The 25,862-nt window shown below is 44.6% G+C and carries 26 protein-coding genes and 2 pseudogenes; 18 read left to right on the top strand and 10 right to left on the bottom strand.

The annotated features are described in order from the left end of the window. Positions 1-135: 135 nt before the first annotated feature. The 3 genes and pseudogenes from QUB10_RS06805 to QUB10_RS06795 all read right to left on the bottom strand — a co-directional run. A pseudogene (locus tag QUB10_RS06805) lies at positions 136-225 on the bottom strand (ABC transporter ATP-binding protein); the annotation flags it as partial. A gap of 55 nt (positions 226-280) precedes the next feature. Further along, entirely contained in the window at positions 281-1,486 is a 1,206-nt protein-coding gene (devC, locus tag QUB10_RS06800) for an ABC transporter permease DevC (protein ID WP_333200696.1), read from the bottom strand. Positions 1,487-1,512: 26 nt separating this feature from the next. Next, a complete protein-coding gene (locus tag QUB10_RS06795; RefSeq protein WP_333200694.1) occupies positions 1,513-2,862 on the bottom strand; it encodes an HlyD family efflux transporter periplasmic adaptor subunit in 1,350 nt (449 codons plus the stop codon). A gap of 93 nt (positions 2,863-2,955) precedes the next feature. Between QUB10_RS06795 and QUB10_RS34200 the strand changes: the two are divergent. Continuing rightward, positions 2,956-3,162 (top strand): annotated as a pseudogene (locus QUB10_RS34200) (transposase); the annotation flags it as partial. Between the two features lie 424 nt (positions 3,163-3,586). On the opposite strand, the gene QUB10_RS06790 reads toward QUB10_RS34200, so the two are convergent. Then, positions 3,587-5,164, bottom strand: coding sequence for a hypothetical protein (locus tag QUB10_RS06790; protein WP_333200693.1), 1,578 nt, complete (start codon positions 5,162-5,164; stop codon positions 3,587-3,589). A gap of 390 nt (positions 5,165-5,554) precedes the next feature. On the opposite strand from QUB10_RS06790, the gene QUB10_RS06785 reads away from it, so the two are divergent. The 9 genes from QUB10_RS06785 (at position 5,555) to QUB10_RS06745 (ending at position 12,546) form a co-directional block, all read left to right on the top strand. Further along, complete coding sequence (locus tag QUB10_RS06785; protein WP_333200691.1) at positions 5,555-6,184, top strand: hypothetical protein; 630 nt, start codon at positions 5,555-5,557, stop codon at positions 6,182-6,184. 326 nt (positions 6,185-6,510) lie between these two features. Beyond that, positions 6,511-7,272 (top strand): ParA family protein, encoded by a 762-nt coding sequence (locus QUB10_RS06780; protein WP_333200689.1) that lies wholly within the window; start codon positions 6,511-6,513, stop codon positions 7,270-7,272. After that, entirely contained in the window at positions 7,262-8,188 is a 927-nt protein-coding gene (locus QUB10_RS06775) for a ParB/RepB/Spo0J family partition protein (RefSeq protein ID WP_333200687.1), read from the top strand. The genes QUB10_RS06780 and QUB10_RS06775 overlap by 11 nt, the downstream gene beginning before the upstream one ends. Before the next feature lie 577 nt (positions 8,189-8,765). After that, positions 8,766-9,380 carry a hypothetical protein gene (locus QUB10_RS06770; RefSeq protein WP_333200683.1) on the top strand — a complete coding sequence of 205 codons (615 nt, stop codon included), beginning with the start codon at positions 8,766-8,768 and terminating at the stop codon, positions 9,378-9,380. Beyond that, complete coding sequence (locus QUB10_RS06765) at positions 9,377-10,456, top strand: hybrid sensor histidine kinase/response regulator (RefSeq protein ID WP_333200681.1); 1,080 nt, start codon at positions 9,377-9,379, stop codon at positions 10,454-10,456. Before QUB10_RS06770 ends, QUB10_RS06765 begins: the two co-directional genes overlap by 4 nt. Before the next feature lie 94 nt (positions 10,457-10,550). Beyond that, positions 10,551-11,285 carry a response regulator transcription factor gene (locus QUB10_RS06760; RefSeq protein WP_333200679.1) on the top strand — a complete coding sequence of 245 codons (735 nt, stop codon included), beginning with the start codon at positions 10,551-10,553 and terminating at the stop codon, positions 11,283-11,285. A 95-nt stretch (positions 11,286-11,380) separates the two neighbouring features. Further along, positions 11,381-11,671 (top strand): XamI family restriction endonuclease, encoded by a 291-nt coding sequence (locus QUB10_RS06755; RefSeq protein WP_333200677.1) that lies wholly within the window; start codon positions 11,381-11,383, stop codon positions 11,669-11,671. A gap of 147 nt (positions 11,672-11,818) precedes the next feature. After that, positions 11,819-12,118: a type II toxin-antitoxin system RelE/ParE family toxin gene (locus tag QUB10_RS06750; RefSeq protein ID WP_333200676.1), complete on the top strand. Its 300-nt coding sequence runs from the start codon at positions 11,819-11,821 to the stop codon at positions 12,116-12,118. Continuing rightward, a complete protein-coding gene (locus QUB10_RS06745) occupies positions 12,115-12,546 on the top strand; it encodes a hypothetical protein (RefSeq protein WP_333200674.1) in 432 nt (143 codons plus the stop codon). Before QUB10_RS06750 ends, QUB10_RS06745 begins: the two co-directional genes overlap by 4 nt. A gap of 155 nt (positions 12,547-12,701) precedes the next feature. On the opposite strand, the gene QUB10_RS06740 is transcribed toward QUB10_RS06745, so the two are convergent. From QUB10_RS06740 to QUB10_RS06720, 5 genes are all read right to left on the bottom strand, one after another. Next, a complete protein-coding gene (locus QUB10_RS06740) occupies positions 12,702-13,136 on the bottom strand; it encodes a hypothetical protein (RefSeq protein WP_333200672.1) in 435 nt (144 codons plus the stop codon). A 138-nt stretch (positions 13,137-13,274) separates the two neighbouring features. Next, a complete protein-coding gene (locus QUB10_RS06735; RefSeq protein WP_333200670.1) occupies positions 13,275-13,964 on the bottom strand; it encodes a DUF6753 family protein in 690 nt (229 codons plus the stop codon). Further along, a complete protein-coding gene (locus QUB10_RS06730) occupies positions 13,961-14,806 on the bottom strand; it encodes a mobilization protein (protein ID WP_333200668.1) in 846 nt (281 codons plus the stop codon). Before QUB10_RS06730 ends, QUB10_RS06735 begins: the two co-directional genes overlap by 4 nt. Before the next feature lie 194 nt (positions 14,807-15,000). Further along, positions 15,001-15,480 carry a hypothetical protein gene (locus QUB10_RS06725; RefSeq protein WP_333200666.1) on the bottom strand — a complete coding sequence of 160 codons (480 nt, stop codon included), beginning with the start codon at positions 15,478-15,480 and terminating at the stop codon, positions 15,001-15,003. After that, positions 15,473-16,654 (bottom strand): ParM/StbA family protein, encoded by a 1,182-nt coding sequence (locus QUB10_RS06720; protein ID WP_333200664.1) that lies wholly within the window; start codon positions 16,652-16,654, stop codon positions 15,473-15,475. Before QUB10_RS06720 ends, QUB10_RS06725 begins: the two co-directional genes overlap by 8 nt. A 350-nt stretch (positions 16,655-17,004) precedes the next feature. Here QUB10_RS06720 and QUB10_RS06715 point away from each other — a divergent pair, with 350 nt between their 5' ends. The 5 genes from QUB10_RS06715 (at position 17,005) to QUB10_RS06695 (ending at position 23,061) form a co-directional block, all read left to right on the top strand. Then, positions 17,005-17,283: a hypothetical protein gene (locus QUB10_RS06715; RefSeq protein ID WP_150111731.1), complete on the top strand. Its 279-nt coding sequence runs from the start codon at positions 17,005-17,007 to the stop codon at positions 17,281-17,283. Positions 17,284-17,473: 190 nt separating this feature from the next. After that, positions 17,474-17,851, top strand: a complete 378-nt coding sequence (locus QUB10_RS06710) for a hypothetical protein (protein ID WP_015211765.1) — start codon at positions 17,474-17,476, stop codon at positions 17,849-17,851. A 57-nt stretch (positions 17,852-17,908) separates the two neighbouring features. Beyond that, a complete protein-coding gene (locus tag QUB10_RS06705) occupies positions 17,909-19,600 on the top strand; it encodes a relaxase/mobilization nuclease domain-containing protein (RefSeq protein ID WP_333200661.1) in 1,692 nt (563 codons plus the stop codon). Positions 19,601-20,068: 468 nt separating this feature from the next. Continuing rightward, positions 20,069-22,153 (top strand): ATP-dependent DNA helicase RecG, encoded by a 2,085-nt coding sequence (recG, locus tag QUB10_RS06700; RefSeq protein ID WP_333200659.1) that lies wholly within the window; start codon positions 20,069-20,071, stop codon positions 22,151-22,153. A gap of 416 nt (positions 22,154-22,569) precedes the next feature. Then, positions 22,570-23,061, top strand: coding sequence for a hypothetical protein (locus QUB10_RS06695; RefSeq protein ID WP_333200657.1), 492 nt, complete (start codon positions 22,570-22,572; stop codon positions 23,059-23,061). Positions 23,062-23,092: 31 nt separating this feature from the next. Here the strand turns inward: QUB10_RS06695 and QUB10_RS06690 are convergent, their stop codons facing one another. Then, positions 23,093-24,097: a hypothetical protein gene (locus QUB10_RS06690; RefSeq protein ID WP_333200655.1), complete on the bottom strand. Its 1,005-nt coding sequence runs from the start codon at positions 24,095-24,097 to the stop codon at positions 23,093-23,095. A gap of 196 nt (positions 24,098-24,293) precedes the next feature. On the opposite strand from QUB10_RS06690, the gene QUB10_RS06685 reads away from it, so the two are divergent. The 3 genes from QUB10_RS06685 to QUB10_RS06675 are packed head-to-tail and all read left to right on the top strand — an operon-like array spanning position 24,294 to position 25,781. Further along, complete coding sequence (locus QUB10_RS06685) at positions 24,294-24,788, top strand: hypothetical protein (RefSeq protein WP_333200653.1); 495 nt, start codon at positions 24,294-24,296, stop codon at positions 24,786-24,788. Between the two features lie 42 nt (positions 24,789-24,830). Then, positions 24,831-25,082, top strand: a complete 252-nt coding sequence (locus QUB10_RS06680) for a hypothetical protein (protein ID WP_333200651.1) — start codon at positions 24,831-24,833, stop codon at positions 25,080-25,082. A gap of 3 nt (positions 25,083-25,085) precedes the next feature. Beyond that, complete coding sequence (locus QUB10_RS06675) at positions 25,086-25,781, top strand: siphovirus Gp157 family protein (protein WP_333200649.1); 696 nt, start codon at positions 25,086-25,088, stop codon at positions 25,779-25,781. The last annotated feature ends 81 nt before the right edge of the window (positions 25,782-25,862 follow it).

Below are 25,862 nucleotides of genomic sequence, written 5' to 3'. Positions count from 1 at the left end.
ACTGGATTATATTTTATCAGCCCTGCCTACTGTTGCATAGCTTTGGAGAAGTGGTATTAGCCATACTCCCTATCAAAGCTCATTTCATATTAGGTAGGCACTTAGGTAGGCACAGTAAGCTGCGGCGAATCAGACTCAAAGAGATTGCCCATCCTCCAAACGCACAATCCGATCTGCCACATCCAAAATCCGGTTATCATGTGTCACCAGCAAAATCGTACACCCTTAGTAGTGATTGAGGTTATGAATATCAATTGCGTATTCCATGAGAAGTTCAGGCTTAGAAAATATCAGCAGGATCGGCAGATTGAAGTTTGCGCGTAGCGATCGCACCGGAAATCAAACACATAAAAATTGTAGTTATCAGTATCCCCATCGCACGGGCAACTGTTAGGTAGATCGGTAAACTCGTCGCCTGTCGGGTCAGATGATATAATATACTAGAAATAGCCACACCTGGGATAAATCCCAGCACCGCTAAGATGATTGCCTCCTCTAACACAATGCCCAATAAATAACGCTGGGTATAGCCCATAGCGCGGAAGGTTGCATATTCCTGAAGATGCGAATTTACATCCGTGGACAGCACTTGATACACTAAAATTACCCCTACAATAAAGCCCATAGCTACACCCAAGCGGAAGATGAACCCAATAGGGGTATTCATCGCCCAGTAGTTTTTCTCGAACTCGATAAATTCTTCTAGGGTGTACACATTTACGTCATTCGGTAATTTTTGTCGCAATGCCTGGGCAATTTGGTTTGGGTCGCTGCCAGGGGTAATTTTGATAAGCCCCAAACTCACATTGCCAGCACCACGTTGAGGATGTAGTCGTAGAAAAGTTTCCGTACTCGTCACCAAACTACCATCTACACCAAAAGAGGAACCGATCGAAAATAAACCTCGAATCTGTTGTTTCTGCCCTTTGATTTCCGTAAGCATAGATTTATTTTGAGCAAAATCTGTCAGCGCTGCTTTATAGTCGCCTCGCGTCTTCTGGTCAAAGAGTAAGGTGTCGGGGACTTTCAATAAATCGAGATTTTGATTAATATCCGATCGAGTAATGAATTTACGACTCGGATCAGCGCCCAAAAGTAGCATCATGCCTTGTTTGCGCGTTGTTGGATGCTTCCAATTTGCCAGCACGATATAGAGCGGATTGACCGATGCCACTCCCGGAACATCTAACGCCTGATACAACCGTCGCCGCGAAAATTCGCTGGGATATAACATATTCCGTATCTGCGGGCTGGTCAGCACAATATCTGCTTCCAAGGTTTCATGAACTCGCACTGAACTTTGGAACAGCGCTCCCTGAAACCCTAATTGCATTAACATCAAAATATCTGCAAAGGCGACTCCCGAAATCGCTATAATGAACTGCCCCTTTTTATGCTTTAATTGCAGCCACCCCAAAGGAGTCCGACGTTGCAAGCGTTGCCAAAGGTTAAGCGTTTTTGGGGCAACGGATGGCACTTTTGACATGGCAGATTTGGGTTTCTGGAAGACCTTCATTGAACTCCCTCCTGCCCAAGCTGTATCGACACGTCTACTTGCAAATTAGTCAGATTCATCACCTTCTGACTTGATTCTGAATCGAGCTGCACTCGCACCTCGACAATACGTGCATCGATATTTGCCGTAGGGTCTGTGTTGATCACATTTCGTCGCTGTACTATATGTCCAATTTCCGTAATCTTTCCTTGCAGCGTTTCATGAACTGAGGGAGCTTGAACCGTCACTCTCTGACCTACTCTAAGCTTCCCCACATCACTGTCGTAAACCTCAGCCACCGCAACCATCTGCTGCGTTTGCCCTAAATCCAGAATTCCCAGGATATCACCCATACTGCGTATAGTCTCCCCCGCACGCGTATGGATCTTCAGCACTTGTCCTGCTTGGGGGGCACGGATATTTGCCGTTTCCAACACCGCTTGGGCTTGGCGTAAATTCGCTTGTGCTTCGGCAATCTCCGCCTGAGCAATCTGTATATCTACTGGGCGCACTTCTGAAATTCTATCAAGGTTTGCCTGGGCGCTATTAATCTGTTTGGATTGTCCTGCTTGAATTCGCTCTAGTATTGCCTTCGCTTCTGCAATTTCTGCCCGCCGTGAAGTATGAATTTTGTGGAGCATGGCTTCAGCTTCTGCCCACTGCTGTTTTGCTGTTTCCGCTTTCAGCTTAGCACTTTCGTACTGTGATGCCGAAATAGCACCACTGGTATAAAGCTGCTTAAACCGATTGCTATCCATATTGGCATTACGGTACTCTGCGGCCCACCGTTTCACCGTTGCTTGTTGTGCTGTTACTTCTCCCTGCAAATCGGCAAGGATACGATCAATTTTGGACTGCTGCGCCGTAATCTGGTTGGACCGCTCAATCCGCAACTGCTCGACCACGGCTGCTTGTGCCTGGATTTCTCCCTGCTTCGCACCCGCCCTCACTTTGGCTAGCTGAGCCTCCGCAATTCGCACCCGACTCTGGGCTTGCTCCACGGCTGCTTGATACTTCGCTTGCAGATCCAAAACCGCCAGTACCTGCCCTTCCCTCACTCGATCTCCCGTTGCAACCAGTAGTTTCTCCAAGCGTGCCCCAGCCGTCCCCGCTGGAGCCGCCACCTGCACAATTTCCCCTAATGGCTCCAACCGTCCCAGAGCACTGACCGTTAATGGTGGTGCAGGTGCTTTCGTTTTTACTTCGCTCGGAGCTGAACTTACCTGAAAATGTCGCACCGCCAGGATCGAACCCACCACTAACATCACTGTCACCAATCCTACCGAAATAGACAGCCAGCGTTGTGGTTTACCTGAACTTGGATTAGAAACCCCACTGCTTATACCTGAGATGTCTTTATGTTTCATTTCATGCTAGTACAGACTGTTAGTGTGTTAGGTTCTTCACCAGATGCAACGCATAAACATCTTTAGCCCAGTTTAACCAAAAATGTTCCAGCACATAAAGTCAAAGAAATTGAACCTTTGATTCAATCTGTAGGGGCAAGTATTCTTTATCAATCCCCCTACTCTCCTGATTTTAATCCCATTAAACACTGGTGGTCACAATTAAAATCTTTTTTACGCCAGTTTTCTCCCAGTACTGCCCAAATGGTTGATATTCTTATAAGCATTGCACGCTTATTTGGTAAATCCTCAGCATTTTAAAAACTGGTTTACCAATTGCTGTTACTGTACTTCATAATCCTGCAATAGGCTGTATCCCTCTTCTGTCACTCTGGGAAAATAAAAGTGAGAGCCAAATTTTTAACTGTAGATAGAGCGGGGATTTGAGCGTTTATTTTCTAACAGAATGGCGGAAATCAAGATTTTTGATAAAAGTCTTATGCTCTAAGCATCCCGGATTATTTTCTGCCGAAAGTGACAGAAGAGGGGTATTTCCGATTCCGCAATTATCTTTGGGATTTCCTCGGCTGATTTCTTTGATGAATTTCTTTCCTAGTCCTATTACTAAAAAGACTTTTACCCCTGATTTCCTATTTTCCTCTGCTTAGAGTGATAGAAGAGCGTAAAAAATTGGGTTCTTATTTTTATTTTCCCAGAGTGACAAAAGAAGGGTATTTCCAGGGATTCAGCCCCCTAAACCACTTTGACTATCTGGTTCCGATCGCTCATAATCCCTACTCCTCGCCTCTATCCGATCTAGCTCTTCTGCAACCACTGCCCAAAAATCAATATCTTCAGAGGAAATACCCTGAGCTAAAACCACATCTTCTCCGCGAACCTTGATTAACTCCCCTCGGACAGAAACAGTCAGAGAAGACACCGAAACCCCTTCCGACTCTCCCACGATAAGATCGTACAAATCTCCTACCCGAACGCGAGTGTACTCGTCAGTCTCTTCCACGCGATCGGGAGCATGATTAAGTAAATACTCAAAAGCTCTTTGAGCCGTTGGCAGGATAGACTCAGCCATTTTTACCTGCTGAATATCCATTGTCTGTGCTGGCGGTACTGAATCAGGAATAAAATCGCCTGCTGGCGGGTTCGGAATTATCGGCTCTAACCAATTCGAGAATATAGCCAAATCCTCTGAGTTTTCTTTAACAGTTGCACCCAATACCTCTGCATCGCCATAAGATAGAGCGCTTTGCACTTCACCCTCTAAAGTAATCCGTAGGACGATGTGGCTGTCTCGATCTGAAATCACCCTGATTGTTTCACCCTCCTCTAAAAATGCTGTCCAATCTTCTATAACTTTGCGTTTCCCTAGTTTCAACTGTTGGCAGCCATCTAATAAAGTCCTAGATAGCAAATTCTCTAGCTCTAAACGCTCTTCTTCTGGCAGCTTTACTACCTCTTCTGTAAACTGTTCTCCTACTCCCTCTTCACTTTCATTCTGGTATTTCAAAATAGCCGGATTGCTTAAAGCAAGAGGTACGATTAGTTCGCTAGAATCAGAGCGATCGCTCTTCAACTCTTGCTCCTGTTCAGCTTCTAAAGTTCCTGTTTTTGTTGATCGCGAATCAGCTTCATCACCCTCTCCTTCACTGTCCAGCGTCCCAACTTGATTGTCGCCATCTATTTGGGACAGCTCGACAAGCAAATTTTGTTTTGGTTGCCTATCTTGCCTCAAAGAGGAGGATAAGCCTTTAAGATCAAGAACTCGGCGTTCCCAATCTTTGTTTAATTCGATGAAATTGGCGGCATTAGTTTTTACCAGACTGATTTGAGCATAGGCATATTTCTCACCTGCTAAGGACAGAGCAAAATCAATAGCAGCGAGGCAGCCGTGATAAAAATCTTGAGTCTCGCCGATGCAGACACAATCTTCTATATCTGGTTCGCAATCGGTTTCTCTTCCAATTTGTCTAAGTTGAGAAATAGATCTAACAGGCAACCTAGAAATGGATAGCTTACAGTCACCTTCTACTGAACTTGAACTTAAACTTTGTTGGGATGAGTTATCTTCTTCATCATTGATAAAAGTTGCTATTTTAGCTTCTAAAAGGCTAAGCGTTTGTACTCCGCTTTCTTCGTCTATTAATTTAACTGCCCCATCCAATCCCGCCAGCAATCCCTGGTAAAAATCTTGAGTTTCTCCAGCTATTGCTTGGTCAGTTGCTATCTTCTCAAAAAAAGCCAGCCCTATTTGTTTTAGCCTCAAGATATAGTCAGGGGAAAATCTCTGTATGGTGTCTAAAAACATAAGTGTTCCGCCATCTAAAAGCGCGTCGATCTTTTAGCAACCAACCTATCATGCGCTCTTGTCGCTCTCGGTACGCCTTCAGTTATAACTAACTTTAGTTCTCAAGGCATAGAACATTGAACCAGTAATTGTTTTATCAAAAAGTATTGTCCGGAAATAAGCCATTGAACAAATGCCTTTTCCCTATTGCTATAACTAGCTGGAATTACAAAAAACAACAGCCACTCGGACGATAGTTTTGCCTCTCGATCGCGTTTTTATAGTCCGCAAGATTAATTTTGCTGATGACTTTTGAGGTGGGAAATTAGGAGGGACGGCGGATTGAGTTTACAGCCTTTAGGTTTTAGCTTTAAGCAATAACTTTACTGTTAATAGGAGAACGGCGTTCCCATGCATTTTAACTATCAATACAGCTCTCGACAGCCTGCACCCGTCGCCGATCCGCTGCGGCACAGCAGGAGGCACATACTAGCATCCGTCCTATTGCTACTGGACAGCGATCGCGCTCTTGCCGACTGGTCTCTCCCCCAACTGCCCCACGTATCAGGGTTTACCTACAAAGGAAATCGCTTTTTGGTAGCAACTGACAAAGAGGCTGAGCAGATAGTTTGGGGGTGGCTCGAGAATAATTTATGGGCAGTAACCAATACTGATGAAGATATTGAGTTGCTAATTCAGCACTTGCAAATTTCCCCATCTCTAGTTGAAGCATTTAATGGACAAGCTGCTATCCATTACCTTCGGACAGTTCATCCTAAAAAATTTTGCAAGCTTCTGTCTCCTGCCATAGCCAATCCCACCCAGTTTGTGCAAGCTCTGTTTGAGAACCGCAGCAGATCGCGACTCATTAAACGCGCCATTTGTGAATCAGCCCAGTTCTCGCCTCTGGCTTGGGCAGAAGTGGAACGGGCTGGATATCTCATTTACTGCATTATTAATCAACCAGAGGTACTTCCTGGCTCGCTCAAACTAACAATCAACTATCCTTATTCCTACAAGTCAATGAAAGAGCGAGCTTAGAAGTATTTAGCGTCACCTGCTAGCATTCATGAACGCGACCGCATTGCCGTTGTCTTTCACAGCAACGGCATGGTTACTGTTGCCAATTGCCTTTGGGAGTGGGAAAAAATAAAAAAATTCCTAATGCGCATTCAGAGACATCACCTTGATATGAGAGTATAACTATAGTTTTTCTACAAAACGGTCTGGGGATAGTGAGGGTTCATGCCTAAAGTGCAGACATTCCCAAACTTCAACAAAAATGCAAATATGCTTACAGTTTTAACCGCCACCTCCTTTTGCACTCCGTTTTGGAACTATGGTGGTACGCTACCGGAGGGCAATTCATGACAAAGATAATCTCGCTGTTCAACCAAGCCGGCGGTGTGGGGAAAACCACGATCGCGCTCAATCTCGGCTACCACCTCTCCTTACGAGGCCACAAGGTTCTTCTCATCGATATCGATCCTCAAGGTTCTCTAACGCTCTTCATGGGGGTTGACTCTCAGAATTTGGATAAAACTGTGTTTGATGCCATTGTCAACGAGGAACCTCTTTCCATCCACACGGGCATTCACGGTATGGATTTGGCTCCTACCAACATCAACCTCAGCGCGGCGGAAATTCAACTGGTTAACATGGATTTTCGGGAAGTTCGCCTCAGAGATGCGATCGCCCCAATTCAAGACAACTACGATTTCATCCTCATAGATTGCCCTCCCAGTTTAGGGTTGCTCAGCTACATCAGCCTGGTAGCAGCTACTCACGTCTTAGTCCCCGTTGAGACTCACTACAAAGCTTTTGAGGGCACCAACCTGCTGTTGCAAACAGTAGCAAGAATCAGAAAGAAAGGAAACCGCTCTTTGCAGATAGCTGGTTTTGTTCCCTCCCGCTATGCTGCTGCCAACTCTCAGGACAAGCGGACTCTCAAAGCCATAAACGAGCAGTTTACGACCTTTGGCCCCGTTTACGCTCCCATCCCGCGAATAACTGCTTTCGCGGATGCTTCCGAAAAACAAGTTCCGCTTGCTGTTTACGAACCTAAAAATCCCGTCGTCAAGATATTAGACCAGCTATCCGCCAAGATGGAGAAACTCAATGTTAAGTAAGAATGACCAGCCCTATAAAGGTAAAGCCAATTTGAGCGTTTTGTTTGGAGATGATGAAGTAGCAGAACCAACGGCAGAAAAACAGCTTTCGATTGAGTCGATCGAGCTTCCATCCTCTCAACCTCGCAGATACTTCGACTCCCAAGCTATGCAGACTTTGGTGGATTCAGTAAAAACTGATGGAATTCTCCAACCTCTGTTAGTCCGTCCTTTGGGAGAGGAAAAATACGAGCTAGTAGCAGGCGAAAGGCGGTATAGAGCTGCAAAAGAAGTGGGATTGACAGAAGTCCCTGTTATCATTCGGGACTTGACACAAGAGCAAGCTCTGCGCGTTGCATTAGTTGAGAACCTCCAGCGGGAAGACCTCAACCCAGTCGAAGAAACCGAGGGGATATTACAGCTGCTCTCCCATCACCTTGAATACGATCTAGAAGAGGTGGCGCGGCTGCTCTACCGGATGCAAAATGACGTACAGAGGATGAATGATAACGTTATCATTCATCATGAAATGCAAATAGTCGTCAAGGTTTTTAGCGAATTGGGGCGGATGTCATGGGAGTCTTTCGTCAGCAATAGACTGGGACTGCTGAAGCTGCCGTCAGACATCCAAGAAGCCCTCCGCCGAGGTCAGATCGAGTATACCAAGGCGCGAGCGATCGCCAAAGTTAAAGACGAGCAAGCTAGAAAGTCGCTTCTCGAAGCGGCGATCGCTGAATGTCTATCTCTAACTCAAATTAAAGAACGCATCGCGGATTTAAAGGCAGGTACTTCGGAAGAAGTACCGGAAGAAAATCTGAAAACAAAAATAAAGGGAGTTTTAGCAAAAGCGAACAAGTCCAAAGCTTGGAGCGATGCAAAGAAGCAGAAGCGCCTCCAAAAAATTCTAATAGAGCTAGAATCCCTCTTAGTAGATTAGATAAAACAAGGGCAACGCCGCATTCTGCCTAATCCGTGCAACCGGATTCGAGAGAAGAAGTTCGGGCATTGAAGGGATGGTTGTACCCATTCAAAGACAGAAGCGTTCGGGCACTTCTGAGTAATTAAATATGCGACTTCTAGCGGACGCTTTCATACAGCAAACGACAAGGCGTTTAGGATATTCCAAGTTCCTGAAACCATTGATTATAGTTGGTTTTTTCCCAAGTCCCTAGTAAGAGATCTCCTAATCCCTAGCTATACTTCGGGCGAGCGGCGCGACCGCGCGGAGGACAGGGCTTGATATTATTTCTGCGCTGGCTGTTGGGAGGCAAAGTTTAAGTTTTTGTCAAAGATGCTGTGTTAACCAAGAGAACATTACTTTTGGGCGATCGGTCTGGTACAGGTGATCGCGCACGGGACGGCATAACTATTCTGTAAAAAGAAAAGTCGAGCTAACAATTCTGACAAAGAGTGGCAGTGAAGGAGAAATTATTAGCTTTGCGACAGTGAATGAGAAATCAGCTTTTAGGTAGAATTCGATCGAGCTTGGTAGTTGATAGGTTAGAGACATAGAGATGAAACCGAAAAAAGCAAACTCAAACCCTGTTTGGCTTATGTTGACAGTTATGCCACAAAGTCACACTCTTTCAAACCACAGCCGACTTTCACCGCCGGCAAAGTATCAAACAGTGTTAGACTGTTTTTTGGCAGATTTTCAAAAGTCGCTAAATGCTTTAGGCCGCGCTTGGAACAAGTATCAGCCCAACGATTCGCTCTCAAACGACAGAAAACAAGACTTAGATTGGCTTGAGACGACGCTGCAAGAGTACAAGATTTCCATCCACACTTCAACTAGCAGCCAAGAGTTTTGGAAAGGTTGTAGGGATGGAAAAAAAAGCAGGAGAACAATTTCAGACGTTGGCTCGCCAAACGTCGCACAAACCTTACTCAACGCGACCGCGAATCCGAAAATCCCTCAAATCTACGATCTGGGGTTCCATGTTGGATGGCGGTACGCTCGTCTCAAAGACTACTTGTTGCGAATCAGAAAGCAGCGAAAGTTGGAAGAATCCAAGCAGCTTCAAGATTATCAACAGTTTTTAAGTTTTATCCGCCAAAAGGCTGACTCAGAAGATATGGACTCGTTCGTAAGCTTTGGATGGAGGCGGGAGAGAAATTCAGGGCAATGAGAGATAAACGCAGTAAAATCTTGGCGGTTGATGATACGACTGACAACTTATTTATTATGCAGGCTATCCTCTCCGAAGAAGGCTACTGCGTCAGTACAAGTTCTAGCGGACTTGATGCTTTAGCTTTAGTTGAGGAGTCGCCCCCAGATTTACTCCTGTTGGATGTAATGATGCCAGAAGTAGACGGTTACGAAGTGACTTACAGAATTCGCTCAAATCCTCAACTTCCCTTTATCCCCATCCTGTTAATTGCGGCTGACAACTCAACAACCATAGCAGATGGACTAGACTTGGGCGCTGACGATTTCGTTTGCAAGCCCATCCAAGTAAATGAGTTGTTGGCTCGCGTCCGTAGCCTCCTCCGGCTCAAACATAGTATAGATGCGATGCAGGAAGTGACAAAGGCGCGAGAGGATTTTGTGGCTCGTCTTACCCACGACTTGCGGATTCCCCTAGTCGGCGCTGATAGAATGCTGACCCTACTCCAACGAGGGAAATTTGGTGAACTGCCCGTTCAAGCGGTAGAGGCGATCGCAACCATCGGCAGCAGTAACCAAAATTTGCTTTCGTTAGTCAATACTTTACTGGAAGTTCACCGATTTGAATCTGGTTGCAAAACTCTGGCGCGCGCTCCCTTTGACCTCAAAAAACTGGTCAAAGAAGTCGTTAAGGAACAGGAGGCTGTGGCTATTGATAAAAGACTTGTCCTAACTTTCGACGACTCTGACCCGCAACCACTAAGGATTGAAGGCGATCGCCTCGAACTCCGCCGAGTCATCACCAACTTAGTCGGAAATGCCATTAAATTCACCGATTTTGGTTGTGTGAAAATCGTTGTTCGTCCAGATGCCAAGTGGGTAAATATTACCGTAGAAGACACCGGCCCCGGTATCAGAGCCTCAGAACAAGCTTCGCTGTTTGAACGATTCCGCCCCGGAAACCATGCTAGAGCAGGTTGCGGCCTGGGGCTGCACTTGTCTCACCGGATTGTAGAAGCCCACTCTGGCAGTATTGACGTGGCATCAACGGTGGGTCAAGGCAGCACATTTACTGTACGTTTCCCTATCTCGCTCTAAAAATCTTGTTTGGATACAAAAGAGCGCATACGTTCTATTTTGGGCACACTCGTGCCGCTGAATTACAATTGTCCTTTTTTTGAATAAACCAACCATGAATAAAATTAGCGTTGCCTTAATTGAAGACCACCACCTGACAAGGGCTGGAATCAAAGCAGCTTTAGAAGACTGCGAAGAACTCGAATTTATCGGAGAGGCAGCTAACGGTCTGCAAGGGATAACTTTACTGGAGAAAACCCGGCCTGATGTAGCGATCGTTGATATCGGACTACCGGGGTTGGTAGATGGGATTGAATTGACAAAAAGATTCAAAGAATACGTACAAACTTCCAAAGCCCCAAGCGTAGATAACCAACCGAAAGTGTTGATTTTGACGATGCAGGATAACGAAGAATCCGTACTGGCAGCTTTTGCAGCGGGAGCCGACTCTTACTGCATGAAAGATGTCAGTTTTGAAAAGTTAGTGGAAGCTGTTGTTGAGACAAATGCTGGCGAAAACTGGATCGATTCTTCAATTGCCAGAATCGTTTTGGCTCGCATGAATAACCCTTTCAAGGAAGCTGTTAACAAAGCCCCCATTTCCACTGTGTCAATCAATGGAGTTGAGCCAGAGTACGGTCAGTTGTTAATGGCAAACCCTTTAACAGAACGAGAAAAAGAGGTTATAGAGTTGATTGTCGAAGGGTGCAGTAATGAGGAAATTTGCAAGCAGCTATACATTTCCCTCGGTACTGTGAAAACTCATGTGCGTAATATCCTTAATAAGCTGTCTTGCGACGATCGCACTCAAGCTGCTGTCAGAGCCCTTCGCGCGGGTTTAGTTGACTAAATCCGTTTCAAGAGCAACCGCTTGGTGGATAATACAACAGAGACGTTCCAGCAATCTAAGCTATTTAGGCGAGGGTCGCGATTAGAGGAGGTGCAGTGCCAGTTAATGCCGACAAACCACACTTGTGGAAACCCGATATTGCCCTGTCGGTAGACTTCTATAACAATTGGTTCATGCAGTTCGCTCCCCTCGCCTACCGCGACACTCGCATTGCTACAACTCAACAAGTTGAATTTGCCTCTTCTGAGACAGCCAATCTGACCAACATCACGTCCGTATTACTGCGACAGCATCCAGAGGTTTTGCCCATTTTACGCATGGCGGCAGCGCCGCCAATTGCGCGCGATCGCTTGGGAAATCCGATTAGAAGCGTACCTGAGTTATAAGTAAGAACTGAGAGAAATCGTGACGTAAAGCTAGGTCCGCAAAAGATATCTTTCATGTGGCTCGCGATCGCTATCTGATGTTTCATGTCGGGTGGCATGGAGAAAGACGAATGTTTGGATATGTTATTAACATTGAGATGAGGATAATTGAGTTATCAAATTGAATACGCTGACGCTGCTATTGAGCATCTAAAATTTTTAACAACTCGACAGCAGCGAACTGTATTAGATACTGTAGACGAACAACTAAAATATGAACCCCTAGTTGAGACAAGAAATCGCAAACCGATGGAACCTAACAGTTTAGCGACCTGGGAATTGCGGATTGGAAATTTACGGGTGTACTACGATGTAGAAGAAAACACAGTTTCTGTAGTCTACATTCAAGCAGTTGGAGTCAAGAACCGCAATCAAGTTCGGATCGGTCAGGAGGAAATTGAACTATGAAATCAGTAGAACTCGCACAAGCAACTGAATCGTTGGGTAAATACATTCAAGTTTTAGGGAAAGAACCGTTGCTTGTTACCATCAAGGGAACTTCTGTAGCTGTACTAACGCCAATTGCCGACTTAGAAAATTTACCCTTAGCAACAAATCCAGATTCGCTAATATTAATCAAAAAATCTTTGCAGCAACAACCGTCTGATTGTGCAGCATCATTAGCCGATTATGTCCGTAGTTTGGGAAGAGAACCGATGATCGCAGCATTTGAAAGTAAACCTGTAGCTGTTTTAGTAGCTATAGCTGATATTGAAAGGGTTTCTTTAAGTAGCAATCCTCGGTTTTTGGAGATTATCGATCGCTCCAAACAACAGCAAAAAGCAGGTAAAGTTGTGAGTAGTGAAGATGTGCGAAAGAAGTTAGGGTTAGGATGAAGAAAGGAGGGCGATCGCTACCTGTACAAGCATCGCTTTCTCTGATATGCTCAGGAAAAGCGTCCCCTTTCCCCTTTCCTCTGTACCTATATGGGTCATCAAAATACTGGTAGAGGTAAACCTTTTGCCTTTACCCTGAATTATTCAAGGGTAATTTAACTGGATAGAAACTGTTTTATTCGCATTAAAGTACGCCAAACATCTGGTGAAAGAGCATCTTTTAAAACCCTTTTATAGTCTTCATGGCTTAATGGTTTAGTATGCGAAGCCTGATTGCGAATTTGATAAATACGTTCCCAGGCATCGAAGACATGAGAAGGTAGAGTTTGCTGTAAACAGCATGATACAACTGTGTCAAAAAAATTTGGAGAATGATTTGGCATTGCTCTGATAACATACAAGGCATATCCCAAGGGAAGAAAACGATGCCTTACTACTTGCGGATAGTGCCGAGCGCGTTGATTGACATCCTTATGAATTCCTCGAGCAGTTTCAACTCTTCCCCTTACCCTTGAGCTTGGATCGTATCGCGCAAAAAAATCAGGCATAGTTACGTTACGCGCAGCACGAGCCGCTTGGATGACTGACAAATTAATTTCAAGTTCAAATGCTTTCGAGACTCCCTGTGCTCCGGGTGTAAAATCTACTGAATTAAATTGTCTCCTTTTTGGAGGATTAACGCAAAATTATAAGTTTTAAAATCGTTTAGTGCCTATTTTCTTGCTCTTTTAGCGTCTATCCCTAAACCTACGCTTCTCCATAGGCTCCACCCAAATCGTACAAAATCCTTCTGTAGCTGGCCTACCCGCAACTTCCAGAGTCACCCCCAAACGCTTGACATCTTTTTTACATTCTAAATTAGTCAGACTATCCGAATTCCACTTCATCAAATTCCGAGCAAACTTCCCCTCAGCGCTAGTCGCCCACCGCAAAGCCTCCGCCTGCTCCTGAGTCAGATGAACCGCTTTCCCCGGCGCAAACCCTTCTTGCGACCAAAGTAAACCCATCCACCCTATCAAAGCACCGACACCCAACGCTACCAACAGGATACTCGCAGCCGGTATCAAAGCAAGAGCCGATGTCCTCCACCGAGTCAATTCCGTCTGACGCACCAGAGAATTGACTGCTTCAGCAATTTTCCCCTCTTGCTTCTCAACCGCCACCCGTTCGTAACTCGCCAAAGTCTTGTTAATCCGCCCCACCCACCGATCGAACGCTAACTCAAAATCCTCTGGTTTTGGACTCTCTTGAATCAGCACTTCCAATCGGCCAGCAGCCAACAAAATCAGAAAAATCGGGTCAGTTGGCTCAATTTTCCCCTTAAAAGCCAACTCCAAAACTTTGCGCCTGTACTCCTCAGATTGCCCCTCTAAAGCAATATCCAGCAAAGATTTAGTATCAACAGCACCATAACTCACGGCAACATCCCCGTAGTTTCAAACGCTTCATAAGCTGACAACATAAACGACTTAATCCGCTGTCGGCCCAACACACCGAGTTCCTGGCTATTCCTTGCCAAATCAAAAGTTATCCCCCGAGCATCTATCGCATTCCTTTCCCGTGAATAAAACTTAGGAAAATCAATCACCTTCACCTCATACTTTTTAATCGCATTCTGAACCTCCTCCATCTCTTCCACAGAACTCCAATCATCCTCCAATCCCAAATTGCGGACTAGGACGTGAGCAATCTTATTGTCAAAATGCTTAACTGACTTCAAAAAGAGCTGCACGCTATCGTAGCCCCCCGTGCAAATAAACCACTTGCAAAAACTAATGCGAGACTGCTTCCCCAACTCAATTAAATTGTTTCTTCCCATCCACTTAGTTACCAAAGGATAAACCTGAGCCGGTAAATTGACAATTACGCTCTTCTCAAACGCCAATTCAAAAATCCGATCCGCTTCGTAAAACTTCTTCTCATCCTCGCTAAATAGAGCTTCACGGCATACACTCTCATAGATTCGAGATACATCAGGATTAGAGCGATCGGTATCTACGGCAAAAAATGGGAAATTCTTGTCCAAGAAATACTGAATCAAAACCCTAGCAAATAAGCTCTTGCCAACCCCGCCTTTCTCTCCATCAATCAGATGAATTTTAGTAGCCGATTTTTCAACCTTTTCTAACCCGCACTCTTTGAAACCATTCGAGTTTTCTATCACTGTATCCATACCTGAATCTCCTCCTTCATTTACCTGTTTAACCACAGAATCTGTTAGTTGCACTTGATATTTCGAGTTTCTACTTCTATTTGCCATGTCGAACTGTCCTATTTCAGGTTGATTTCCTAACACAAATACAGTTATTTCTGCTTTTTAGAAATAGCTAATAACTGCCCAACCAGCAAGAAAATGTGCCTAATATCTAAATTCGCAAATCCAATACAATGACTAGCCTACCTGTATTTGCAGAGGTAGTTAGGGCCAAATTCCGCTCAATAATTGAAACTCATTCATGCGAATCCTGAATCATCGAAATCCTCGCCACCCTCTAATTCAAAGAAGTCATCCGCAGTCAATCCGCTACGAGTGGAATGGTTAGGAGGCGTCAAGCTTTCCACACCGTAAACCAGAGAACGGTCTGCCTCCTCAATGCCAGCAGGTACTTCTCGCGAAGATGGTATTTGGGAAATAGGCATTCCCCCTATATTAGTAGGAGGATATTCAATCCCGCCTCGCTCGCGCAAATAGAGAGCGTGCTTTTCCAGAGCATAGACGGCATTTCTAAATAACCGCCCTAAAATAACTGGATCGGTATTCTCTTTTTCCAGATATGCTAGCGGCAACCAGTAAGGTCGCAGAGATTGGAGAATCATTTCTCTCGAAGGCAGCAATAAATTGCCTTTAATATAGGACATCAAAACTCCATCATCAGTAGATTTTAAAGGCTGATAGCGCCACAAAAAATCAACCCTTTCTTTTTTGTTAGCCACGACCAACTATCTCCTGTAAAACGGAACCTTTTGACCCACAAACAGCGGATTCTGTGACCTGAGAATTGAACTGCTTTTTCAAATTGGCCTTGAAATACGAAAACATCCCATAGACATCATTGAGCCGATTTTCAAACCCTTTCTTTGACAAAATAGGTGGCATAGCAATTTCGGCATTCCAAATAATCGGAAAGCGATCGTAATGTTCGTTTAACTCCTTGCGGAGATAATCAGCCGTCCCACCGCAGAACACCAACTCATCGCAATCCGGCGGCAAATTCTCATCCAACCAACTGGTGAGACTCCGCGCATATTCAGGTCGTGCCTCTTTGATGGCTGCTATCATCTGCTGCACTTCTTCAGCCCGCCCTTGCTTAGTCGTGCTGCGAGCCAACCGCATTAAAGGAGCTGCCTTGAACTCAGATCCCGCTGCTGCGATCGCCGGAGTCAGTCGCTCCGCAGTCTGCCCTGAAGTCCTAGCTACCACCCTCTCCACCATGCGGATGAAGCCCAAATCGCTCGTTTTTCCCGGTCTAACATCCCCCCGTTGCACCACCAGCAGACTGGCATTGCGGTAGCCAATCATGGCGATCGCGCACACCCGCTCTTTCAAAACAGAACCAACTTTTTTGTTGTGCATCAGGTAAATACCACCCCCTTCTGGCTTGCAGTTAAACGCCAACAATTCCACGCTCATCTGACCTGTAGGAGTTTGGTAATCTGCTAAAGCTTCCCGCAGCACCCGCTCGAACCTCCCCCGGTCTTCATATTCCCCCGGTGGCAACAACACGGCGATCGCCGCCGTAAATTTCGGAGGCAAATTCAGCTTTTCCTTAATCGCCCACATCCCAGCCAGAGTTTTGTGCAGCGCCCTCTCGTACTTAAGCTCCGAAAGGCCAGCATTGGCGTGAAACCTCTCTTTCGCCAAATACCCTACTGCCCTGTAATCGTTCCTAAAGGCAACCCAAGCCGTATTCTCAGGCTCGGCTGACCCCAATTGGTCTGTGCCATAAGCCAAAATTGATTCGTGCGGTACAGATACAACCTCCGGTTCCATGCACAGCAGTCGAATTTGATTCTTTGGTCCTGCGTAAAGAATTTTGGTAGCTGACCCCCCGTAATCGCAGACCGCGATCGCTTGAGGCCAGATGGTTTCGATAGTAGTTTCGCTCATATCGCAGGTCTTCCTAATTGAAGTTTCAAGAGTGGTAAACAAACAGCCCTGTACGGAAAGGACGTGCAGAAATAACCCTTACGCTAAGCCAAGCCTGCCACCTCAAAAGAAGGCTGTAAAACAAGAGCTATTCAAGGATTAAAACGCACTTACTACTTATTAACCCCTCCTAAAACCTCCCCTCCCTCAGCCAGTTGTCTGAATCCCAGCATCTACAAAAATCGGACTCACGGCTTAGGCTGGGACAGAGCTTTTGGTAGCAAGCTGTGTCAGAGGTGCGTGCAAACTGCTTTCTCTAACGGGATAGCACCCCTATGAGGAGAGCGCTGCTGCCAGCCTGTCGCTGTTCAATGGAAAATTTTCCATTAGCTATTAGACGGGAAGCCCCCCGCTGTATTGCTTGCAATCAGCATCGGGTACTTCACACAGACATCTCGAAAAAAGATGTAGAGACAAGGGCGATCGCGTATGCAAGCAAAAGTGGAAGAGCACGCATCATTGATTTTCCCAGATGTCTATTGGAAATTCCCACGCCTGTTAAGTTCAGCCAAATCTGGCTCTGGGCCACAGTGACAATGGAAAATTTTCCATTGGAAATTCCCACGCCTGTTGAATTCAGCCAAACCTGAGTCTAAGCCCTAGTGGCAAGGGAAAATTTTCCATTGGAAAGACTGACATCGAGTTGCCATGCCTTAAAGCCCCTCCAGGCAACAAGCGAGTGGCAAGTGGCTGAGGCGCGATTGCCCTCCGCGCACGCTACCCGATCGCAGCCGAAGGATAAAGTTCGTTACCCAACACCAAATAGCGAGCAAACTAGCCATGTCAAGATCCAAACGAATCAAAAGAATAGCCGTATACCTAACGCCAGAAGAACTTCAACTTGCTGAGACAATGGCTAAAAATCTCCAGGTGAGCATCAGCAGTCTGTTCCGATACCACACTTTTAAACAACAACATCAACCAGCTTTGTGCCAAAAATTAGCCGAACTTAACCTCCGCCTCAAACCGATTGCCCTTGCTACAGAACAAGCATTATGGATGGGGGAAAAAATTACACAGCCAGCCAACTTTGAGGATCTGATTGAGCAAACTTTGGCACTGCTCAAGCAAGTACAGCAACAGCAAATGAACGTACCACTTCTAATGAATTTAAGCGATATTGAGGAAAATTTAGAAGCTCCTAGCGAAAACTTTTAATAAAAACATCCACAAATCATCACTTTTTTACTACACAAGTTTTAAGTTTAGTAAATAATGATTGGCAAGCAGAAAATCGGTAAAACTTTTACCCCATTGCTCAATTACCTCTTCTCCAAAGAAGGAGCTTCACTGATTGGAGGAAATATGGTAGGAGAAAATGTCCAGGAATTAGCTGCTGAGTTTCTGTTCTCCAAACAACTCAACCCTAGAGTTGAAAAACCAGTTTACCATGCGACCTTAAGCGTGCCGGATGGCGAGTATATCCCTGATGCCAAATGGCGGGCGATCGCTCTAGATTACCTAGAAGGAATGGGACTGGATAAAAATCTGTTTGCTATCATCCGCCATACCGACCGCGACCACGACCACATTCACATTGCAGCCAGCCGTATCAAATTGGATGAGCAAGGAACTTGCGTATCAGATAGCTGGAACTATCTACGCAGCGAAAAATTGATTCAAGAATTGGAAGAAAAGTATGACTTGACACCAGCTTCCCGCAGTTTTGATAAAGAACGCCGTTCTCCCACGACTGGCGAACACCGACGGTTAGCAAGAACGGGGGAAATCAGCACGCGGGAACAACTGCAAACAGCACTAGATAGAGCAACCACTGACAGTCCCGCGCTCGCTCTTTTGATTGACCGACTCGTTGAACAAGGCATTAGTGTAAAAATAGAACCTACCCCCGCAGGCGAATTAGGGATTAGCTACAAATTAGGCAATATTGCTTTTAGCGGCACTCATTTAGGCAAAGCTTACACCTTCAAGGGGTTGCAAAAATACAGAGGAGTCACTTACTCTGCTAATACTGACATAAATGTGGAAGCCATTCCCCCATTGCAAGAGCGAGAATTGAACGAAATTTTGGAAACAGAAAACTCTAAACCAAATAGCGACGCGAACAATGATAGTGATGCTGATGACTGTGGCGAAATGAGGAACAGCAGCATCGAGAGCAATTCTTCACCAATATACTGGCAAAGCTACTCTAACATTGACAGGCCAGAGCGAGAAGGAAGCAGCACAGGGACTTCCTCAGAAACCGACAAAGATTCTCTAATCGCTGAGTCAGAAGATGTAGGCAAACCCGACTCGCCCAACGATCGCGAAACATCGGGGTTCGACTCACTTAACTGGGAGTCTGTACGAAGCAATTTAATAGAAAATGCTTGTCTGCCAGTCGAATTAATCGACCTCCTACACGACAGGGGATGGATAGACGCAGACAGCCTGAACCGCCCTGTATTCCAACTCCGCACTCTTGCAGGAGAGTACAGAGGAACCTGCACCTTAGACGCCAATAGAAAATTTTCCATTGACAGTCATGGGGAAGGCTCATATCAAGGAGGCGACAATAGTGAAAAGGGAGTTTTCTGGATAGCGGTTCAAAACAATATTGAAAGAGCCATTATTGCCAGCAACCCGGTAGAACTCCTGTCTGTAATTGCCTTAGATCCAGATTTCAATAAGAGGCCGACTTTATACTTAAGCATTGATGCGGTTTCTTCGCTGCCAACCGACTTTCTTAAGGAAGTAGAAACTATAGTAGCCGGCTTCAAAGGAGATCGAGATGGCGATCGACTGTCAAAAGAAATTATTGAAACATTCCCTCAATCAAAGCGAATCAATCCAGGCTTTGCCGGCTGGAACGCAATCTTAGCATCTCAAGAGCAAGAAACAGAAAATGGTTTTAACGATCGTGATGAAGCAATCGAGCGCAAATTTGGCGTAATTTTGGATTAATCAAAGCTCACTATTAGTATTCTACGCAGCTTTCATGGGGCCAGGAAACGATGACTGAAGTTGGGCGATAAACAAATTGCTTATTGCCCACCCTTTTCGACTTATTTGAGCAGTAAAACCGTCGTTGCAACCCACCTAAAAACCAAACAATATGCTATTTGGAAAAGAGCTTTTTCCAAACCGGCTTGTCCAAGCCGTGACTCAGACTCTATTATCAGTAGTGTGAAAGAGTGGAAGCGCCACCTTAAAATTATGAATCTACGTCACTTACTTCTCTCGACTGCGCCCTAAATCTTCGTGCAACCAGCGAGAATGGAACTCTGCTTTGTTAGAAGTAATGGAAGGACTAAAAGCAGTGTATCTCCCAATTAAATTCAGCGATTTGCCATTGGTGAAGTGGCTGCTAGCGCAGCATTATGAATGGCTTACTAACAAAAATTTGAATTTGAGAAATTCCCAACTATCATCATGAAACTGCATTCACCCATTTGCGATCTGCCAGGGTTACACCCAAGCAATTACAAAATGCTAGAAAGGCTGGGTCTTGCAACTGTACGAGACTTACTGCTCTACTTTCCCCGTGATTACATCAAGTATCAGCGAGTAAAAATTTATCAGTTGAACGTAGGCGATTCAGTCACGGTTGTAGGTAAGATTGAACATCAGGAAGTAGTTAGTCCGCCTAAAAATTCTAGGCTAACAATTCAGACTATTATTGTCAAGGACAAAACCGGTAAAATAGCCTGCAAGCGTTTCTTCAACCACCCGTACTACCAATCAAAAAAGTGGAGGAACGAGCAAGCCGCCACCTATGTTGCTGGAAGCATTGTTGCTATATCTGGGATAGTCAAAGCCGATCGCTATTGTGGAATGACATTAACTTCCCCTGAAATCCGATTAATCGGTCTAGACGAAGCCAAGGATACGAAAAATTCAATTATCCCAATTTATCCTTTGACAAAGGGAGTTAGCAACGAAATTGTCCAAGATGCAGTAACCTCAGCTTTGGAATCTGCCAAGCTGCTAAATGACCCCCTGCCGCAGGAGTTCAGACGACAACACGGTTTGATGGAATTACAGAAGGCGATCGCAAACATCCACCAGCCCCCAGACGAAACCCAACTAGAAGCTGCCCGCCGTCGCCTTGTATTTGATGAGTTTTTCTATCTCCAGCTATCGTTTCTCGTGCGTCGCCATCGGCTTTTGGCGCGATCGGCTTTTACAAAAATAACTCCTGCTGGCCCTCTAATCCAACAGTTTTACTCTCAACTTCCCTTCTCGCTTACCTCAGCTCAACGTAGGGTGATTAACGACATTCTCAACGACATGACTTCCAAAACGCCGATGAACCGACTGGTACAAGGGGATGTCGGTTCTGGTAAAACAGTTGTTGCTGTCGTTGCTATCCTCGCTGCCATCCAGTCTGGCTACCAAGCGGCACTTATGGCACCTACAGAAGTGTTGGCCCAACAGCATCACAGAAAGATTGCTACGTGGTTTGAACGCCTTGGCGTTTCTGTTCAATTGCTGACGGGTTCTACCAAAACCGCCAAGCGCAGAGAAATTCACGCCCAATTAGAGACAGGTGAACTTTCCCTGTTAGTGGGAACTCACGCGCTGCTGCAAGAGAAGGTCAACTTCAACAAACTCGGTCTGGTAGTCATCGATGAACAGCACAGATTCGGCGTGCAGCAGCGGCAGGATTTACTGAACAAGGGAAATAGACCTCATGTATTGACGATGACCGCGACTCCTATTCCGCGTACTTTAGCCCTGACCTTGCACGGGGATTTGGATGTCAGTCAGATTGACGAGTTACCGCCCGGTCGTCAGAAGATTCACACGAAAGTGCTTAATAAAAGCGCTTCAGCATACGATTTAATCCGCCTTGAGGTACTTCGAGGTCGTCAAGCGTACATCATCCTTCCCCTGATCGAAGAATCGGAAAAGCTAGATTTAAGAGCAGCGGTAGCAGAATACGATCGACTCTCAACGGAAATCTTCCCCGAATTCAAGGTAGGATTGCTGCACGGTCGGATGACATCTGCCGAGAAAGATGAAGCGCTCAACTCATTCCGCGACAACAAAACTCAGATACTCGTTTCTACCACTGTGGTTGAAGTGGGCGTGGATGTTCCAAACGCTACAGTGATTTTAATCGACCATGCCGATCGCTTTGGCTTGGCTCAACTGCACCAGTTAAGAGGTCGCGTCGGTCGGGGTTCCCACCGTTCCTATTGTCTTCTGTTAAATACCAGTAAAGCAACAGAAGCTAAGGCACGTCTTGAGGTATTGGAAAAATCTAGCAACGGGTTCTTTATTTCCGAAATGGATTTGCGACTGCGTGGGCCAGGTGTTGTGCTGGGCTATCGCCAGTCGGGAATTTCCGAATTTGCTCTGGCAAATATACTGGATGATGAGGGTTTGCTGAATTTAGCTCGTGAGATGGCAGTAGCGATCGTCAAAAGTAACCCGAATTTAGAGGGACATCCTTTGATGGTTGCAGAACTTAAAAGGCGGAGGTTGACGAGTTGGGATTGTACTCTTAATTAATAGGTTTGCTTAGAGGATATTAAAAAATTATGGTGAACAGAGTGCCAGCCCGATCGAGTATGTCAATATATTGGCTCACATCACACGGTTTTGCTTCCCTCCTCTCATCAGCAGTTAAATATAGCTTTCTTTAGCTTTTGAAATATCCTCTTAGCTTTTTATGAGAATATTTTTCTACTTAACCTCAAACAATCTATTAACAGAGCTTTTATTTCATAAGATATACTTTTAATTATATAATTGTACTTTATAATTACTATTGAGGTCGTATTTTGAACGGTTATCTTATCTACCATCCATCTCGTACTAAATCAGTATTCGATAGCATCGTAGTTTATCATGATTCTATTGGTGGCAATCAAGATCCATACATTTGGAATTGTAAATTCCTGCATTCCTATTGTCACATTACACAAATGTCTTCCATAGTAGGTGATATCAATTTTTGGGTCAGTGGCGATACTTTTCCAAATTTCAATAACCTTTATTGTGATTTGGTATTTATTATAAAAGAAAAAACTTATTGGAAAAATGCTAATACTATAGATCGTACCGATGCTATTATTGATACTGATGAAGCATATCTGGATCACTATCGCTGGGCTTGGCAACATCCTTTTAAGCGTCGTCGCAGATTCACCCTTAAAGCTGATCCAGATAACAGCTTTCAGCCACAGAACGCTTTTCAAGAATTAATTGATATTCTTCCTTTTCTGCTCGAACAAGGACTGACCCTACCTGAAATTCGTCGAGGTATGAGAGCGGGCTTTAATTCTAAACCGTTTAGCCTTAATGCTTCTTTGGCAGCTAATCTTTACTCTTGGTTGGATCGAACCGCAGCTATTAAACTTGAGGGAGCTAAGTTACAAAAAATTCGTGAAAACAACCCGCATTTAGCAAGCCTATAAATTTATTGAAAATTTTAGTATAATTCCTTAATTAACAAAAATTATTTCTTATGTAAGAGTTACGAAATTTAGCCTTAGCCATATAAACAGCTTCCTTAACTTTCCATTGTTTTTGGGGCAGTAACTCTTTAACATTTTGTAACTGAACTAATCCTCTATAATCACCTGTAATTTGAGAAACAACTCTAGCGATCGCCTTACAACAACCATCAGGATATTTAACAACTTGCAACTCAGAAAACCGAATCACCACCCAATTTCTTTCTAAGAAAAACTGATTGCGCTGATTATCTTTATTCCTATCCACACAATGATGAGGCTTTCCCGTTCTCCCATCATAAGGTTCATCAATCTCGATATCTATAGCTAAACCAGTCGGTTTATGAACCAAAATAAAGTCAGCGGTGTAACGAAAAGATGTACCGGGTATAGGAAACTCACCACCCATACAGAAGTCATAAAAACCAGAGAAATAACGACATAAGTAAATAAAAAATTGCTTTTCACTTACCCCTTGCTGTACTCCTCCCTTACTCTGACTTGCTGGCTGCTGAATAATTTCTCTTAAAGAAATATTAAGCAGCTTAGATCGCTCCTGCAACAGATAATTATATTGCTCAGTTTCCTTGCGATTTGGCTGCAAGCGACACAATTGATAACTTTCGTATTTGGATAATTGTTGTTGGTAGTCAGCCAGTCGTTGCTTGTAGCGATCGCGCACTTGAAAATCAACAAACCGCAGATAGGAAAAAGTCGCCACTACACTCACTGACGAACACGTCAGCGATGACCAGAAAGCTATAACACTCATGCCAAACAGCCAGTTAACCAACATTACTACCGCAACACTAGCTATCCAAAGTTGAATTACCAGAGAATAACGAGAATTATTGGAAACTGGCGGTCGCGGCGGAAAAGGCATTTTTTTTGTAGAAGAAGCACTTTCTTCCAAAATAGGTATCGGGTTATCCGCGCAGAACTGACGAATTGAATCAGGGATAAGAATAACTGGATAAAAGCCTCTTATTTGGCTCATAATTATGCTTTTTGTAGGCGATGTACAAACTAAAATTATGTATATTTTCAGCCTTTAACTTACTAAATATGCGCGTCGTATCCCATCAGTCCAAGGAATTATACACACCTCTACCTAATTTCCGATGTCATCGACTTATAAATGGGCTAACGCCCACCTTTTTGGGTGAAAATAATAATTTGGTACGCCACTACTTATGCCTACAAATCAGCCAAATAATACACAAAAAATTGCCACAGACCGTCTCAAATCCACGCGGGAAAAACTGACTAGAAAAATCAAATTGGCATTGAAGACTGCAACACCAGAAGAAACTCTGGAAGTGTGGATGCTAATGAAACGGCAGGAACTCAAAAGAACGACTCCTGGGTTATCGGAACAGCAGATGGAAAGCGTCGTGCGATCGCTAATCCTAGAACTCGGCTATGACATCATCGCTACCTCAACTGCCTCACCTGCTGCAGCATCGCCAGAACCAGAAGTTCAGACAGATGAAAGCGAAGTGGATGACGCGGATGAGGATAACGATGCTGATTTCACTAACGACGATCTTGAAGACGACGAAGATGACCTTTCAGAAGAATTACCAGATGTATCTCAAGAAAAAATTCCTTCTCGCAAGCAGCGAGTCCCTGCTTTAAAAAAAGTTGAAAGCTTAAGGGCTTCTACGCGAAATGGAAAGCACTATTAAGCATTGTTGACTTTGAAACTCTAAAGGAGGTTTTACACAACCGTGTACCTGCAAAAATGTGAAGCTGATAATACAACAAATTCGCTCATCTCCTACACTAATACTTCTTTGTTGGCAATAGTGGATTTCAAATCAGACTCCCTAGAACTTATCCCAGAGACGGAAATTTTGGAAGTAGGCGATGATGACATTGATTCTCATAGTTTGGAAGACGAACTCACGCCAGGAACGCTAGACCTACTCGCTCGAATTGAAACTTTTGATGAGTATTTTCATTGTTGTGGAAGGTGGTAACTAATGTATTTAGCCAAAGATTTGTTAGCCAGATATTCGATACAAGCAGTCGAACTCTGGAATCAATTGGAAACTGCTGAAACTCCCGAAGAAGAGGAGGCTATTCTTAAAGAAATCTGGGAAAATCAGACAAACCAGGAAATTGCTGCTGACACTCAAGCCGAACTAGCAGACCAACTAGATGCTGAAATTTGTGCCGTAAAAGCACGCTTAAAACACTTAGTAGAACTGCATAATAAGGCAATTGAACGACTGGAACGGTGGCGCAACAGTCTAGATAAAACCCTGCTACAATTTCACTCAATGGGAGTAATTCCTACAGAGATTGTGGGGCGCTCGCGTCACATCCGACTCAAGGAAAATCCGCCAAGTTGCGAAGTATTAATCAATCCTTGTGAATTGCCAACAGAGTACCGCACAGAAAAGCTAGTTGTTACACCCAACAAACGCAAAATCGTAGCGGATTGGAAACAAGGCATTCCCGTTGATGGCACTCGAATTGAGCGTAAACTCAGAGTTGAATACGGAATAGTACCATCAAATCTGACCTCTGCAACTGAGGTAATTTCAAATCGTGCTGCAGCACCAAATACTCAGGAGAATCATTCAACTATAACACAAAATAGTAGGCGAAAAGAAAAGGCGATCGCTAAAAGCGTTGATGGTTCTAACAAGAAGATGAAAGCACGAGTCGGCTAGGGGTAAATCTTCAGACAAACAAGCGTGGGAGGTTTAACTAACAGCAGATAGTTGTTATATCGCTATCTGCTAAACCTTTTT

It is taken from the genome of Microcoleus sp. B5-D4 (assembly GCF_036705145.1).
Taxonomy (GTDB): Bacteria; Cyanobacteriota; Cyanobacteriia; order Cyanobacteriales; family Microcoleaceae; genus Microcoleus.
The sequence above is the reverse complement of the archived record's forward strand: the minus strand, read 5'-3'. Positions and strand labels throughout refer to the sequence as shown.

Excerpts from the sequence above, each read along its gene's own strand:
- QUB10_RS06705 (WP_333200661.1), top strand. The coding sequence starts at position 17,909 with ATGATTGGCAAGCAGAAAATCGGTAAAACTTTTACCCCATTGCTCAAT.
- QUB10_RS06730 (WP_333200668.1), bottom strand. The coding sequence starts at position 14,806 with ATGGCAAATAGAAGTAGAAACTCGAAATATCAAGTGCAACTAACAGAT.
- QUB10_RS06745 (WP_333200674.1), top strand. The coding sequence starts at position 12,115 with ATGAAATCAGTAGAACTCGCACAAGCAACTGAATCGTTGGGTAAATAC.
- QUB10_RS06785 (WP_333200691.1), top strand. The coding sequence starts at position 5,555 with ATGCATTTTAACTATCAATACAGCTCTCGACAGCCTGCACCCGTCGCC.
- QUB10_RS06685 (WP_333200653.1), top strand. The coding sequence starts at position 24,294 with ATGCCTACAAATCAGCCAAATAATACACAAAAAATTGCCACAGACCGT.
- recG (WP_333200659.1), top strand. The coding sequence starts at position 20,069 with ATGAAACTGCATTCACCCATTTGCGATCTGCCAGGGTTACACCCAAGC.
- QUB10_RS06790 (WP_333200693.1), bottom strand. The coding sequence starts at position 5,164 with ATGTTTTTAGACACCATACAGAGATTTTCCCCTGACTATATCTTGAGG.
- QUB10_RS06715 (WP_150111731.1), top strand. The coding sequence starts at position 17,005 with ATGGAAAATTTTCCATTAGCTATTAGACGGGAAGCCCCCCGCTGTATT.
- QUB10_RS06675 (WP_333200649.1), top strand. The coding sequence starts at position 25,086 with ATGTATTTAGCCAAAGATTTGTTAGCCAGATATTCGATACAAGCAGTC.
- QUB10_RS06775 (WP_333200687.1), top strand. The coding sequence starts at position 7,262 with ATGTTAAGTAAGAATGACCAGCCCTATAAAGGTAAAGCCAATTTGAGC.
- QUB10_RS06720 (WP_333200664.1), bottom strand. The coding sequence starts at position 16,654 with ATGAGCGAAACTACTATCGAAACCATCTGGCCTCAAGCGATCGCGGTC.
- QUB10_RS06690 (WP_333200655.1), bottom strand. The coding sequence starts at position 24,097 with ATGAGCCAAATAAGAGGCTTTTATCCAGTTATTCTTATCCCTGATTCA.
- QUB10_RS06795 (WP_333200694.1), bottom strand. The coding sequence starts at position 2,862 with ATGAAACATAAAGACATCTCAGGTATAAGCAGTGGGGTTTCTAATCCA.
- QUB10_RS06710 (WP_015211765.1), top strand. The coding sequence starts at position 17,474 with ATGTCAAGATCCAAACGAATCAAAAGAATAGCCGTATACCTAACGCCA.
- devC (WP_333200696.1), bottom strand. The coding sequence starts at position 1,486 with ATGTCAAAAGTGCCATCCGTTGCCCCAAAAACGCTTAACCTTTGGCAA.
- QUB10_RS06780 (WP_333200689.1), top strand. The coding sequence starts at position 6,511 with ATGACAAAGATAATCTCGCTGTTCAACCAAGCCGGCGGTGTGGGGAAA.
- QUB10_RS06695 (WP_333200657.1), top strand. The coding sequence starts at position 22,570 with ATGTCTTCCATAGTAGGTGATATCAATTTTTGGGTCAGTGGCGATACT.
- QUB10_RS06770 (WP_333200683.1), top strand. The coding sequence starts at position 8,766 with ATGAAACCGAAAAAAGCAAACTCAAACCCTGTTTGGCTTATGTTGACA.
- QUB10_RS06765 (WP_333200681.1), top strand. The coding sequence starts at position 9,377 with ATGAGAGATAAACGCAGTAAAATCTTGGCGGTTGATGATACGACTGAC.
- QUB10_RS06760 (WP_333200679.1), top strand. The coding sequence starts at position 10,551 with ATGAATAAAATTAGCGTTGCCTTAATTGAAGACCACCACCTGACAAGG.